Source organism: Bradyrhizobium centrosematis (assembly GCF_045571495.1).
Taxonomy (GTDB): domain Bacteria; phylum Pseudomonadota; class Alphaproteobacteria; order Rhizobiales; family Xanthobacteraceae; genus Bradyrhizobium; species Bradyrhizobium centrosematis.
This window is the reverse complement of sequence record NZ_CP120703.1, coordinates 2,236,767-2,250,185: the sequence shown is the minus strand read 5'-3', so window position 1 is coordinate 2,250,185 and position 13,419 is coordinate 2,236,767. Positions and strand designations below refer to the sequence as shown.

Here is a 13,419-nt window from a genome sequence, read left to right as displayed (position 1 = left end):
GAGCAACCTGATGGACGATCGATCCAGACACCCCGACAGCCTGATGCAGGACGACGGCTTCGTCCGGGTCCGGGGCGCGCGCGAGCACAACCTCAAGAACATCGACGTCCGCATTCCCCGCAACGCCCTCGTCGTGTTCACGGGCGTGTCGGGCTCGGGGAAATCCTCGCTCGCCTTCGGCACGATCTACGCCGAAGCGCAGCGGCGCTATCTGGAATCGGTGTCACCCTACGCGCGGCGCCTGTTCCACCAGATGCAGATTCCTGAAGTCGACGACATCGAGGGCCTGCCGCCCGCCGTTGCGCTCCAGCAGCAGCGCGGGGCGCCGACGACGCGCTCGTCGGTCGGCAGTGTCACCACCATCTCGAACCTGCTCAGGATGCTCTACTCCCGCGCCGGGGACTATCCGCGCGGACAGCCGATGCTCTATGCGGAGGCATTCTCGCCGAACACGCCGGAGGGCGCCTGCCCGACCTGCCACGGCATCGGCCGGATGCTCGATGTGACCGAGAAGTCGATGGTGCCCGACGATACCAAGACGATCCGCGAACGCGCGATCGCGGCCTGGCCAAGCGCCTGGCAGGGACAGAACCTCCGCGACATCCTGACCACGCTCGGCTACGACGTCGACAAGCCCTGGCGCGAGCTGCGCAGGAAGGACCGCGACTGGATTCTGTTCACCGAGGAGCAGCCGACCGTTCCTGTTTACGCCGGTTACGACGCCGCCGAGGTCAGGCGCGCCCTGCGCCGCAAGGAGGAGCCGAGCTATCAGGGCACCTTCACCGGCGCCAAGCGCTACGTGATGCAGACCTATGCCAAGTCCGAGAGCGCGATGATGAAGCGCCGGGTCGCGCAATTCATGATCACGCGGGATTGCCCGACCTGCCACGGCACGCGGCTGAAGCCCGAGGCGCTCAAGGTCAAGTTCGCCCGCCTCACCATCGCCGAGATGTCGCACCTGCCGCTCAAGGAGATGCACGAGCTGATCCAGCCGTTTGCAAGAGCATCGACGGACAAATCGGAGAAGGCCGTCGTCGCCAGGCGCATCTGCGAGGATCTCTCGGCGCGTCTTGCCGTTCTGCTCGACCTCGGCCTCGGCTATCTCGCCTGCGAGCGCAGCACGCCGACGCTGTCGCCGGGCGAGTTGCAGCGGCTGCGCCTCGCGACGCAGGTCCGCTCGAATCTGTTCGGCGTCGTCTACGTGCTCGACGAGCCTTCCGCCGGCCTGCATCCGGCCGATACCGAGGCGCTGCTGCGGGCGCTGGACCGGTTGAAGCACGCCGGCAACTCGATCTTCGTCGTCGAGCACGAGGTCGAGGTGATCAGGCATGCCGACTGGCTGGTGGATGTCGGGCCCGACGCCGGCGACGGCGGCGGATGCATCCTCTATAGCGGACCGCCCGCGGGACTTGGTGAGATCGGGTCCTCGCAAACCGCGCACTACCTCGCACATCCGCGAAAGAAGCTGCCGACAATCCGCCGCGAGCCGAAGGGACATCTGAAGCTCAGGGGCGTCGTCCGCAACAATCTGCGCGGCCTCGACGTCGACATTCCGCTGGGCGTCATCACTGGCGTCACCGGCGTGTCCGGCTCCGGCAAGTCGAGCCTGATCAGCCAATTCCTCGTCGAGACCGTGGCCGCCCATCTCGGCCATTCGCTCGCCTCTGATGCCGATGACGACAGCCTTGCCGCGACGGTCGAGACGCTGGGCGGCAAGATCATTGCCGGCCTTGACCAGATCGACCGCCTCGTCGTCGTCGACCAGAAGCCGATCGGCCGCACGCCGCGTTCCAACCTTGCGACCTATACCGGCCTGTTCGACCACGTCAGGAGGCTGTTCGCGGCAACGCCGCAGGCCAAATCCCGCCGCTATGATGCCGGGCGCTTCTCCTTCAACGTCGCAAAGGGACGCTGCGCGACCTGCGAAGGCGAGGGCTTCGTCTGTGTCGAGCTTCTGTTCCTGCCCAGCGTCTACGCGCCCTGCCCGACCTGCAAGGGTGCACGGTACAACGACAAGACGCTCGAGGTGACGATCCGCGGCAAATCGATCGCGGACGTGCTGGCGATGCGCGTCGACGAGGCCTTCGACTTCTTCGAGGGCGATGCGACACTGAACCGCACGCTGTCGGTCGTGCGCGAGGTCGGCCTCGGCTATATCCGCCTCGGCCAGTCCGCAACGGAATTGTCGGGTGGCGAAGCCCAGCGCATCAAGCTCGCGACCGAGCTGATGCGCCCGCAACGGGGCCACACGCTCTATGTCCTGGACGAGCCGACCACCGGCCTTCATCCACGCGATGTCGAGCGGCTGATCGCGCAGCTCGAGCGGATCGTGGACGCCGGCAACAGCGTGATCGTGGTCGAGCACGACATGGACGTGGTGGCGCACAGCGACTGGATCATCGATCTCGGGCCCGGCGCCGGCGACGAGGGCGGCCGCGTCGTCGCATCGGGGACACCCGATCGGGTCGCGAAGGCCGGCGGGAAGACGGCGCCTTATCTGGCGCGCCGCTTGAGGCAGTGACCACGCGGCAATCGCCCCGAGCCTCGGCGCCCGTCATTTCGCAACTGCGTTCCATGACGCAGCGGACAAACCCCGACTTTCGCCATGTTGACTTTCCGCGATCCCCCTCCCCATACTTCGCAAAAAAACAACAACCAATCATAAGACGGTTTTGAGGGAGGATAGGATGCCGACTTCACGCAGGCAGCTGCTGAAGGGTACGGCGGCGGCCGCCGCCACACTCAGCCTCGATTGGACCAGGGCCCAGGCGCAGGCCGAAACGTTGCGCATCGGCCTGATCTACGATCTCACCGGACCCTTTGCCGCCGGCGGCTCGGTCGCCTCGTCAATCGGCGCCCAGATCGCGATCGACCTCGTCAACGCGAAAGGGGGTGTCGGCGGCAAGACCAAGATTGCTGCCGTTGCGGCGGATTCCCAGAGCAAGCCCGACGTTGCGATCAACGAGGCCGAACGCCTGATCAGCCAGGAGAAGATCGACATCCTCAACGGCGTCTATGCGAGCTCGCATGCGGTGCCGCTGGCCGCGAAGGTCGAGCAGCAGAAGAAGATCCTCTGGATCACCACCGCGGTCTCGACCGCCGTGTTCAAGGACAAGAACCTGCAATATGTGTTTCGCGCGCAGATCCATTCCGACCAATACGGCCAGGCGTTTGCCAGCTTCATCACCGAGCACGCAAAAGCAAAGCTCGGCATGGATCCAAAGGACGTCAAGGTGGCGCTGATCCACGAGGACGGCCCCTACGGCGTCGGGGTCGCCGCCGCGGACGAAGCCTATGCCAAGCAGGCCGGCATCCAGGTCGTGTTGCGCGAAGGCTATTCGGCGTCGGCGCCCGATCTGTCGGTGCTGGTGACGAAGATCAAGCGCGCCAAGGCCGACGTGATCTCCCATGCCGGCTACAATCCCGACATCACCCTGTTCCTGCGCCAGGCCCGCGAGAGCGGATTGCGCTTCAAGATGCTGTTCGGGGCGGGTGCGGGCTACAGCCAGCTCGACAAGCTGCGTGCGACATTCGGCGCCGACATCGACAATTTCTGCAACATCGATCCAGTCCCGGCGCAACTGCTGGATCCCGGCAAGCTCGCGCCGGGCATGGGCGATCTGATCAACGCGATGGTCACGCGCTACAAGGCCAAGACCGGCGCCACCGATGTGCCGCCGCATTGCTCGATGGGTTTCAACCAGACCTGGGTGCTGCTCAACAACGTCCTGCCGGTCGCCAAGGAGAAGTACGGCGGCTTCGAGCCCGAGGCGATCCGCAAGGCCGCACTCGACGTCGACATCCCCGCCGGCGGCACCATCCAGGGCTACGGCGTGAAATTCTTCCCGCCGGGCACGCCGCTGTCCGGCCAGAACGAGCGCTCGACGCCCGTGGTGATGCAGAACGCCGGCGAGCACATCTCGGTGGTGTGGCCGACCAACATCCGCACGCAGGACCCGGTGTTCCCGCTGCCGAAGGGCTCGACCTACGGGGCGTAGGGGCAGCGACGGCGGCGCTGCTCTTACCCTCCCCTGGAGGGCAGGGCTATCGCATGTGACAGTGATGTCGCGTGCGGCCATCCTTCGAGATGCCCGCCGTTGGCGGGCCCTCAGGATGAGGACCGAGTGCGTTTCGCTGGTTTCGACGGGCTCCGATGCCGCTTAGCCTCATCCTGAGGAGACCGCTGAAAGCGGTCGTCTCGAAGGACGAGGCGCGCGCTCAGCTCGTGCAAAGAGCCACATGCGATTCCCCTGCCTGGAGGGGGAGGCAAGAGCAGCCACCTACAACACCACCCGCCGCCCCTCCTCCGCCGCCCAGTACCCCGCGTAGTTCACCTTGATCGTCTCGTAGGCCAGCGCGAGGTCGGAGAGCGGCTGCCGGCCTGTCGCGGCGCATTCCATGAAGTCCTGGATCTCCTGCAGATAGCCGCGCGTCCATTCCTCCTCGAGGCAGACATATTGCCAGCCGGTCTTGCGATCGACCTTTTCGGTGATGTAGACGCCCGCGAGCTTCTCCTCGCTGGTCTGGTAGCTCATCAGATGATTGTTCGGCGTGATGTTGGCGAACAGCGAGCCGCCGGACGTGTAGGTCTCGATCAGATTGCGCACGCCGCCCATGATCATGTCGCCGGAGAACACGGTCGCCTTGGTGCCGTCGCTGAAAGTGGCGGTGAGCGTACCCCAGTCTTCGACGTCGACGGGATTGGCCTTGATGTAGGTGCGCTCTTCGGGCTTGAGGCCAGCGGTGACATTGCCGACATCGCAGGTGACGCTGGCAACCCGGATGGTCTCCCCGCGCGCCCTCGCCTCGACCTGCTTCAGATACAGCACCGCCGAGAGCGGGTGGCAGCCCATGCGGATCAGCGAGCCGCCGCCGGTCATCGCCCATTGCGCGGCATGGGCGGCGTGCGAGCCGGAATGGCTCTCCTCGCCCTTCATGAACAGGACCTTGTCCTTGGTCGCTCTCAGGATCTCCGCGGTCTTGGTCACGGCCGGTGCGTAGATCCAGTCCTCGGCATACATGAAGAGCTTGCCGGTGCGCTCGATCACTGCGCGCGTCTTGTCCATCTCCTCGATCACGCGCTCATACATCAGCGCCTTCGGTACGCGCCTGCCGATCGGCTGCTGATCGCCGTCACGCCCGAAATAGCCCGCGAACGGCTTTTCGCAGATCACATGCTTGCCGGCCTGCATGGCGCCGACGATCATCTCGGCATGAAGATTGGGCGGGGTGCAGATGTCGACGACGTCGATCTCGCGGTCCGCGACCAGCTCGCTGAAGCTGCGATAGACGCGCGGGATTCCGTGCCGTCCGGCGAATTCGACGACATGGTCGCCGCGCGCGGCCACCGCGGCGACCTCGACATCCATGCCATAGACGCGCCGGAACGCATACATGTGCAGCTCCGACACGAAGCCGCAGCCGACGAGTCCCACTCTGATCCCTGCCATTGATGCCCTCCCTTGCGTTCGGGGGGCACTATAGCGCGTGGACCGGCCTATTCCACGGAGACCGTCACCACGCCGGCGCTCATCATGCCGAGCGCGCGGGCAGCGGGCACCGAGAGATCGACGATGCGGCCGCGGATGAAGGGACCGCGATCGTTGACGCGGCACTGGATCGTGCGCCCGCTCCAGGACACCTTGAGCATGCTGCCGAACGGGCGCGTCCGGTGCGCGCAGGTCATCTCGCCGCCCCTGCCGGCTTTTCCATAGCCGTAATACGAGGCAAGCCCGCTTTCGGCATGGGCAACAGAAATGGAAGAAAGCGAAAAACTGGCCAGAGAGAAAAACAGCGTGGTTTACGCTCGCACGGCACCGCTCCCGGTTGGCCCCGCCCGGCGCTGCAAACGTGGGTTTGTTCCCTCGAGTTCCCGACCCACGGCCGCGCAAGGGCGGCCGCGCGATCACACATTGTTACTGTTTGTGGAAGACCAGCGTGCGCACCTCGATGCTCTCACGCGGCGCGGCGTTCGCCGGTGTGGTCGGATCGACGAAGGCGGTGTGCGGCCCGAAGCGCGTGCGGCCATCGGTTGCGGAATCATAGCATTTGAGCAGCAACGCCTGGTCGGATGTCATCTCCGGGAAATAGAACCAGCGATGCGCCGGATTGTACTTCACCGAATAGGTCTCGCCGCGGCGGTTGGGATAGATCAGGTCGGAGGCGACGAGATCGTCTGGCGCCACCGTCGTGCCGTCCGCCATCGCCAGCGGCGAATCGCGCAATGGGCCGCGGATCGGCCGCCAGAGATTGATCACCTGCACGCGGCCCCTGAGCAACTCCTCGGCCTCGTCGGGCAGATGCTCGCGGACGCGGTTGGCACCGGAGGTCGCGGTCTGGTCGACATGGACGCGCGTTGCCGGTTGGCGCGGACCACCGCCCCGGATGTCCGGCGCGCCTTCGACGCGTTTGCGGACGGTGTGATCGAAGATCACGACGCGATCGGCCTTCAGCGTGGCCCGCAGGAACGCCTCCACGGCGGGATAATAGACCCCCCTCACCTCTTCGTCGTTGTAGAAATCCTTCACCCGGGTCGGATGACGCACCAGGGCAAAGCCCTCGCGATCGAGCGAGAACGTTTGCGCAATCGGCCGCGCGTCGAAGATCGGCACCTGATGCGCCTCCGGCAGCGCCGTGCTTTTGGGCTCGCCCGGCGGCGGATCGAAGGCGTAGGTGCGCGGCTTGCCCGCAACGGGCGCGAGGTAGTTGAGTTCGGCAGTGACGAAGGGAAGCGACTCGATTTTTGTTTCTTGCAGGCCCATGGCCGGTCTCCCGATGTGGTCGTCGAATTGATCTTTGCGGGAGTTCACCGCGCCGCAAGAGCTGCGATGCAAATAGCAATGCGAGTGTTGTCGCAAGTCGGGAGTGCAGAAGAAATGCCTCGAGGGACGCAGGTGAGCGCTGGTCTCCTTCTCCCCTTGTGGGAGAAGGTGGCGCGTAGCGCCGGATGAAGGGCATCTATCCGCGCGTTCGAGATGCCAGAGATGTGATCGCGGAGAGAGACCCCTCACCCGTCTCGCCGCAATCGCGGCGAGCCACCCTCTCCCACAAGGGGAAGAACCGCGTCCGGCCGGCGCAAGCGCGCGCTACAACCCCGCCTTGGCAATCGCATCTGTAAACGAGCGATCCACGATGCCCGCCGCATCCAGCTTCTGCTTGATCAAGCCCCAGCGGAAATAGAGGTCGATCGTGCCCTGCTCGTCCGCGACCACGCCGTCGTCGATCGGCGCGATGCGGATCTTTGCGCGCGACAACCAGTTCTGCGGCACCGCGGCCGGGATGTTCATCAGCCTGCCCCAGGTCGCGGCATAATCGTCGACATTGTTCAGCGACCAGGCCCGCGCCGCGGTGAGGCGCCGGATGAAGTCGGTCAGCTCGGCACGCTTGTCGTGGATCGCGTCGGGTCGCGCCACCAGGAAGCTCAGTCCCGGTGTCAGGCCTTCCGACGTGATGATGCGGCGCGACTTGAACAGCACCTCCTCCTGGCTCACATAAGGCTCCCAGGTCGACCATGCATCGACCGAGCCTTGCGTGTAGGCGATCTTGGCGTCCGACGGCGCCAGGAACGCGATCTGCACGTCACTCGCACGCCAGCCGTTTTTCTCCAACGCAGCGAGGATCAGCTGATGGCCGATCGAGCCGCGGCCGGTTGCGATCTTCTTAGCCCGCAGATCGGCAAAACTCTTGATCGGCGATGTCTCGGGCACAAGGATCGCGAGCCCCTCACGCGTTTGCCGGATGGCAGCGATCGCCTTCACCGGCGCGCCGGAGGCGGCGGCGAAGGTGAAGGGCGCATCCCCGACGAGGCCCGTCTCGATCGCGCCGGCACTGAGCGCCTCCAGGAGCGGCGCCGCCGCCGGAAATTCCTTCCACTCGATCTTGTAGGGGACGTCCTTGAGCACGCCGGCAGCTTCCATCACGGCCTGCGCGTTGCCCTTCTGATCCCCGACGCGCAATGTGGTTTGCGCCGCTGCCGCCTCCAGCGAAGCGAACAGCAGCGCGCCGGCCAGCATGAGGCGGATCATTCCGCGGCCTCGCCGCGCACCGCCTGGCGCTTGGCGATCAGCTCGCGCGTTAGCGGGATCAGCTCGCGGCCGTATTCGATGGCGTCGATCAGCGGATCGAAGCCGCGGATCAGGAAATGGCTGATGCCGAGATCGTAATAATCGCCGAAGACTTCGGCGACCTGCTCGGGCGTGCCGACCAGCGCGGTGGTGTTGCTGTTGGCGCCGGTGAGCTTTGCGATCTCGGTCCAGAGCCGCTTGTCGATGCGGCTGCCCTGGTCGGCGAGCGCGAGCAGGCGCCGCGCGCCGGCGGTGGCATGGCCGTCGGCGGGCTTGCGGTAGCCGGTCTTGTCCTGAAGCGCGGTGGCGCGGGCCAGGATCGCCTCAGCCTTCTCCCAGGCCTGCTTCTCGGTCGGGGCAATGATCGGCCGCACCGAGAGGCTGAAGCGCGGCGTCGGCCGCCCGTGCCGAACCGCCGCATTGTGGACGCGGGAGGTGACGTCACGCACCTGGGCGTAGGACTCGCCCCAAAGCGCAAAGGTGTCGGCGTGCTTGCCGGCGACGTCGATCGCCGCGTCCGAGGCGCCGCCGAAATAGATCCGGATCCCTTCGGGACGATAGGGCTTCACCTGCGAGAAGGCGTTCTCGACCTGGTAATACCTGCCCTTGTAGCTGAACGGCTTGTCGCTGCCCCACTCCAGCTTGAGCACGTCGAGGAACTCGGAGGTGCGTGCATAGCGCTCGTCCTTGTCGTCCAGCGTGTTGCCGTCCTGCCGGAGCTCGGTGGCATTGCCGCCGGTGATGACATGGAGCGCGACACGGCCGCGCGAGAACTGGTCGAGCACGGCGAACTGCCGCGCCAGCAATGTCGGCGCGGTGAAGCCGGGCCGCTGCGCGATCAGCACGTTGAGCCTCTCGGTGTGATTGAGCACGTGCTGGGCGACCTGGAGCGAGTCGGGCGTCGTCGAATGGAACGCCAGCAGCGCTCGATCGAAGCCGGCGTTCTCGTGCGCCTTCGCCACCGTCTCGATGTGGGTCGGATCGAGCACCGGCCCGTCGCGCACGATGGTCTCTGACGAATTGTTGTTGCTGATGAAGCCGATGAACTCGATCGACATGATCGTCTCCCTGTTTCTCTAGAGGCCGAGTGCGGCACGGCCGAGGCCGATGCGGGTGGAATCGTCCTGCGGCGTGTGCACCCGCCCGCACAGCACGTCCCGATAGTGCCGCTCCAGCGGATTGCTTCGGGACAGGCCGTGATTGCCGGTGAGCGACAGCGCGTCCTCGACGACGGCGACCGCGTTATTGGTGACCGTCAGCTTGATGACGTTGGCCTCGGTACCGGTAAGCGCAACACCATCGTCGAAGTCGCCGGCAAAGGAGGCGATCAACCGCGCGTTGACCGCAAGCCGCGCTTCGATCGCTCCGAGGATTTCCTGCGCACGCGACAAGGTCGCAAGCGGCGCGGCGAGGCTGGCCGGCACGCGCTGCTTCAGGAATGTGATCAGCCAGTCGCGCGCCGCGCGCGCGATGCCGTCATAGATCGCGGCGACGAAGATCGTGTGGACGGTCGCCTGCGCCGCATCGGGGGAGCGCCAGTCGGCAGGGCTGCGCAGGTCGACTTCGGACTCCCGCGGGATCACGACGTCCTCGAAGATCACGTCGTGGCTGCCGCTGGCGCGAAGACCGTGATGGTCCCAGGTCTCGACGAAGCGAGTGCCCGGCAGGCCCGCCGGCACCAGGAATTGGCCGACGCGCGGCTCGGCCTCGTCGGTCCGCGCCCAGACCAGATACCATTTCAGGATCGGCGAGCCCGTCGCGTAGATCTTGTGGCCGGATAGGCGCCAGCCGGTCTCGGTACGCCGCGCGATCGTCGCCGGCAGGCCGCCGCGCGCGGGCGAGCCGAGCTCCGGCTCGACACGCAGCGCGTTGATGAGCGCCAGGCCCTCGACGCTCTCGCGCGCCAGCTTGCGCGACAGCCGCGCCGGCCAGGTCGGGCTGCGTGCCATCACAAGGTGATTGATGTAGTGCATCGACAGCACCAGCGCGGTCGACGGATCGGCCTTGCCGATGATGCCGAGGACGCGCGCGGCGTATTGTGCGCCGGCGCCGGCCCCGCCATGGGCCGATGGCACGGTCAGCGACAGCAGGCCTGCCGCAAAGAGCTCGCGAAAATTCTCGAACGGAAAGCTGCCGGACCGGTCATGCTCGGCCGCACGCGCCGCAAAGGTCTCGGCCAGCGCCGCGGCACGCGCGACATGATCCGGTTCGTGATGCGCCGGGCGCCCTTTTGCAACAGGTGTCACCATGTGGCGTCCAGTCCCAGAAGGCCGAGAATCTGACGGCGCAGATCGGCGAGATAGGGATCGCCGCGATGGCGCGGATAGGGCCGGTCGACGCGGATGTCGGCCTTGACACGTGCCGGCCGGTCGCTGAACACGATGACGCGGTTGGCGAGCACGAGCGCTTCCTCGGCATCATGCGTCACCAGCAGCGTCGTAAAACCCTTGCGTTGCCAGAGCGCGACGATCTCGGCCTGCATGGTGATGCGGGTCAGCGAGTCCAGTTTCCCCAGGGGCTCGTCGAGGATCAGGATCTTGGGATCGTTGACCAGCGCCCGCGCCAGTGCGACGCGCTGTGCCATGCCGCCGGAGAGCTGGTGCGGATAGGCGTTGCGGAACGAGGACAGCCCGACGAGGTCGAGCGCGTCATCGACGCGATGGCGCTGGCTCTTCAGAATGCCCTGGGCCTCGAGACCCAGGGCGACGTTGTCCCAAACCGACCGCCAGGGAAACAAGGTCGGATCCTGGAACACGACGACGCGCGACGGATGCGGCCGCGTGATGCGCGCCTCATTTTCCCGCAGCGTCCCCGCCTTCGGCTTGTCGAGGCCGGCGACCAGCCGCAGCAAGGTCGACTTGCCGCAGCCGGACGGCCCCAGCAGGGCGACGAATTCGCCTGGCTCGACCGAGATGCTGACGTCGCTCAGCACCGGCAGTGCGGCACCGTCGATGTCGAAGGCGTGGCTGACCTGCTCGATGTCGAGCGCGGCGCCAGCGGTGGGATGCGTGATCGCTTCGGCGAGTGCTGCCTCTACCATTTCACGGTGCCCTTCTGCCAGACCAGCAGGCGGTCGCGGATTGAAAACAGCAGCGTGATCGCGCCGGAGCAGAGCAGCGACATCACGATCAGCGCCGCATACATATTGGCGTAGGCGGCCCAGCCCTGTGCCCATTGCAGGTACCAGCCGAGCCCGGCCTTGACGCCGATCATCTCGGCGACGACGAGTACGGCAAAGGACGAGCCGAGCCCCATGAACAGGCCGACGAAAACATGCGGCAATGCGGCCGGGATTGCGACCTTCAACACGAGGAACGACGGCTTGGCACCGAGCGTGCGTGCGACGTCGTAATAGGCGTTGCTGACGCTCGCGACGCCCGACCAGGTCAGCACCGTCACCGGAAAGCCCGTCGCCAGCGCGATCAGGAAGGTCGAGGCGCTCCAGCTCGACGGGAAGGTGAAGAAGGCGATCGGCAGCCAGGCCGTCGCCGGCAGCGGGCCGATGAAGCGCAGCACCGGATGCACCCAATAGCCGACCGCGCGCGACCAGCCGATCGAGACGCCGGTCAGGAATCCGACGGTCGCGCCGATCAGATAGCCGCCGAGCTGCAGCTTCACGGACGCAAAGACGCTGTCGAGCAGCTTCGGCAGATCGTCGGTGTAGACCTCGATGATCGCCTGCGGCGGCGGGAAGAACGGCAGCGGCAGCCAGGCGAACTTTGCGCTCGCGACCTCCCAAACCGTCAGGAACGCGCCGAGTGCGACCAGCCACGGTGCTCGTTTGTGTAAAGCTTTTCCGGCGGAACCGAGATAGTCGGCGCCGACAGAGCCGAACAGCGCGATGGCCGCGATGATGAAGGCGACGATGCCGAGCGAATGCGTCCGCGACCAGTCGCCGACATCCGCCCACCACAGGCAGGACAGGCCGAAGGCAATCCAGGCGATGCTGGCGAGAACGCCGATCCCGGATTCCCGGATCCAGGTCGCCAGCAGCGGCACGCGCGAGGTGCGCGGCGCGCCGGAGGCAAGGCCGTCAGACAGCGAATACGTCGACATAGATGCGCTCCGCGAACTTGGCCGTGTCGGTGCTCGCCTTGAAGACCTGCACGCTCTTGAGATCGTCGGCATAGGCCTTGAGCTCGCGCTTGAGCACGTCGCCGACGGGATGATGATGATGGGTGTGGTAACGCACCATGCCCTCGATATCAGCGAGCGTGGCGGCCTTCGGCGCGTAGGGCTGGAACGATTTTGCCGCAAGCGTCGCGTTCTGGGAGGTGAACATCGCCGCATCGAGCAGCGCCTGGGTGATGGCGCGCGCGACTTGAGGTTCTTCGCGTACAAGCGAGCCGCGCAGGCCGAGGATGCAGCAGCTCTTCTCGCGGAATTCGCCATCGAGGTTGGAGGCGACTTCCTTGTACTGGGTATCCTTGAGCCAGAGATAGGCGAGCGGGTCGGATGACAGGAACGCCTGTACCTCGCCCTTCTCCACCGCGACGTTGAGGAGATTGCCCGGATAGGCGCGCCAGTCGACGTCCTTGACCGGGTCGATGCCGAGCTTGGCGAGCTGGATCGAGAAGAAATTCTTGTCGGGACCGGCGAGATCGCCGACCGCGACGATCTTGCCCTTGAGGTCGGCGAGCTTGGCGACGCCGGAATCGGTGCGCGACAGCACACGCATGCAGCCGCCATGGGTGCCGGCGGCGATCTTGACGTCAAAGCCCTGCTCCAGCGGCTTCAGCCAGCGCAGCGCCATGCCGAGGCCGGCATCGCTCTTGCCGGTCGCGATCGCCTCGAGCAGCTGGTCGGTCGAGCCGGAATAGTTGACGAGCTCGACATCGAGATTGTGCTTCTGGAAGAAGCCGTGCTCGATGGCAACCGGCACCGGCGCAAGGCAGACGGCGCCGGCATTCCACGACAATTTCAGCTTGCGCGGCGCCCCCGTGAGCGCGGGCGCGTCGGACGCCGTCCGGCACAGCGGGAATTCCGAGAAGTCGACCCCGGGGGCGATGGTGCGTGGTGCAAACGCTTGCGCGCCCAGCGCGCCGAGCGGCGCGGCGAAGGCCGCAGCTAACCCGGCCTGAAGCAGATGCCGCCGATCAAGCCGCGACCTGCTCCGCTTGGTGTCGTTGTTCATTGGTCCCCACTCCCGCGCTGGCACGGCTCCGCCATGTGCGCAACGGTTCGCGTTGCGCATGTTCCGTGCGGAGCTGCGTTGAGAGAAAATTGTTCCGGCGTCTTGGCGCCGCGTTGATGCGATGCGCAAATCATGCGGCGGGCTCGGCGCATCGTCAATGAAATGGAATTTCGAATGTAATGCGAAGCGAGGTCATTCTCTCCATCGGCGGATGCGGGAGCG

General features: G+C 65.9%; 11 protein-coding genes. 2 read left to right on the top strand and 9 right to left on the bottom strand.

All coding sequences use genetic code 11. The features are described 5' to 3' along the window. The first annotated feature begins 10 nt into the window (after nt 1-10). Nucleotides 11-2,521: an excinuclease ABC subunit UvrA gene (gene uvrA / locus P6U31_RS10735; RefSeq protein WP_407188220.1), complete on the top strand. Its 2,511-nt coding sequence runs from the start codon at nt 11-13 to the stop codon at nt 2,519-2,521. A gap of 166 nt (nt 2,522-2,687) precedes the next feature. Continuing rightward, on the top strand, nt 2,688-3,998 hold the full coding sequence (locus P6U31_RS10730; RefSeq protein WP_407188218.1) for an ABC transporter substrate-binding protein: 1,311 nt from the start codon (nt 2,688-2,690) through the stop codon (nt 3,996-3,998). A 282-nt stretch (nt 3,999-4,280) separates the two neighbouring features. On the opposite strand, the gene P6U31_RS10725 is transcribed toward P6U31_RS10730, so the two are convergent. From P6U31_RS10725 to P6U31_RS10685, 9 genes are all read right to left on the bottom strand, one after another. Then, on the bottom strand, nt 4,281-5,450 hold the full coding sequence (locus tag P6U31_RS10725; RefSeq protein WP_407188216.1) for a Gfo/Idh/MocA family protein: 1,170 nt from the start codon (nt 5,448-5,450) through the stop codon (nt 4,281-4,283). Nucleotides 5,451-5,497: 47 nt separating this feature from the next. Beyond that, nucleotides 5,498-5,794 carry a septal ring lytic transglycosylase RlpA family protein gene (locus P6U31_RS10720; protein WP_407189816.1) on the bottom strand — a complete coding sequence of 99 codons (297 nt, stop codon included), beginning with the start codon at nt 5,792-5,794 and terminating at the stop codon, nt 5,498-5,500. Between the two features lie 121 nt (nt 5,795-5,915). After that, the gene (locus P6U31_RS10715; protein ID WP_407188214.1) at nt 5,916-6,761 is read right to left on the bottom strand and encodes a CmcJ/NvfI family oxidoreductase; all 846 of its coding nucleotides are present in this window, start codon (nt 6,759-6,761) and stop codon (nt 5,916-5,918) included. A 324-nt stretch (nt 6,762-7,085) separates the two neighbouring features. Beyond that, on the bottom strand, nt 7,086-8,024 hold the full coding sequence (locus P6U31_RS10710; protein ID WP_407188213.1) for an ABC transporter substrate-binding protein: 939 nt from the start codon (nt 8,022-8,024) through the stop codon (nt 7,086-7,088). After that, complete coding sequence (locus P6U31_RS10705) at nt 8,021-9,121, bottom strand: LLM class flavin-dependent oxidoreductase (RefSeq protein WP_407188211.1); 1,101 nt, start codon at nt 9,119-9,121, stop codon at nt 8,021-8,023. The genes P6U31_RS10710 and P6U31_RS10705 overlap by 4 nt, the downstream gene beginning before the upstream one ends. Before the next feature lie 18 nt (nt 9,122-9,139). Further along, on the bottom strand, nt 9,140-10,312 hold the full coding sequence (locus tag P6U31_RS10700) for an acyl-CoA dehydrogenase family protein (RefSeq protein ID WP_407188209.1): 1,173 nt from the start codon (nt 10,310-10,312) through the stop codon (nt 9,140-9,142). Continuing rightward, nucleotides 10,306-11,103: an ABC transporter ATP-binding protein gene (locus P6U31_RS10695; protein ID WP_407188207.1), complete on the bottom strand. Its 798-nt coding sequence runs from the start codon at nt 11,101-11,103 to the stop codon at nt 10,306-10,308. Before P6U31_RS10695 ends, P6U31_RS10700 begins: the two co-directional genes overlap by 7 nt. Continuing rightward, nucleotides 11,097-12,119 (bottom strand): ABC transporter permease, encoded by a 1,023-nt coding sequence (locus P6U31_RS10690; RefSeq protein ID WP_407188205.1) that lies wholly within the window; start codon nt 12,117-12,119, stop codon nt 11,097-11,099. The genes P6U31_RS10695 and P6U31_RS10690 overlap by 7 nt, the downstream gene beginning before the upstream one ends. Further along, nucleotides 12,097-13,197 (bottom strand): ABC transporter substrate-binding protein, encoded by a 1,101-nt coding sequence (locus tag P6U31_RS10685; RefSeq protein WP_407188203.1) that lies wholly within the window; start codon nt 13,195-13,197, stop codon nt 12,097-12,099. Before P6U31_RS10685 ends, P6U31_RS10690 begins: the two co-directional genes overlap by 23 nt. Nucleotides 13,198-13,419: the final 222 nt, after the last annotated feature.

Excerpts from the sequence above, each read along its gene's own strand:
- uvrA (WP_407188220.1), top strand. The coding sequence starts at position 11 with ATGGACGATCGATCCAGACACCCCGACAGCCTGATGCAGGACGACGGC.
- P6U31_RS10730 (WP_407188218.1), top strand. The coding sequence starts at position 2,688 with ATGCCGACTTCACGCAGGCAGCTGCTGAAGGGTACGGCGGCGGCCGCC.
- P6U31_RS10725 (WP_407188216.1), bottom strand. The coding sequence starts at position 5,450 with ATGGCAGGGATCAGAGTGGGACTCGTCGGCTGCGGCTTCGTGTCGGAG.
- P6U31_RS10715 (WP_407188214.1), bottom strand. The coding sequence starts at position 6,761 with ATGGGCCTGCAAGAAACAAAAATCGAGTCGCTTCCCTTCGTCACTGCC.
- P6U31_RS10710 (WP_407188213.1), bottom strand. The coding sequence starts at position 8,024 with ATGATCCGCCTCATGCTGGCCGGCGCGCTGCTGTTCGCTTCGCTGGAG.
- P6U31_RS10705 (WP_407188211.1), bottom strand. The coding sequence starts at position 9,121 with ATGTCGATCGAGTTCATCGGCTTCATCAGCAACAACAATTCGTCAGAG.
- P6U31_RS10700 (WP_407188209.1), bottom strand. The coding sequence starts at position 10,312 with ATGGTGACACCTGTTGCAAAAGGGCGCCCGGCGCATCACGAACCGGAT.
- P6U31_RS10695 (WP_407188207.1), bottom strand. The coding sequence starts at position 11,103 with ATGGTAGAGGCAGCACTCGCCGAAGCGATCACGCATCCCACCGCTGGC.
- P6U31_RS10690 (WP_407188205.1), bottom strand. The coding sequence starts at position 12,119 with ATGTCGACGTATTCGCTGTCTGACGGCCTTGCCTCCGGCGCGCCGCGC.
- P6U31_RS10685 (WP_407188203.1), bottom strand. The coding sequence starts at position 13,197 with ATGAACAACGACACCAAGCGGAGCAGGTCGCGGCTTGATCGGCGGCAT.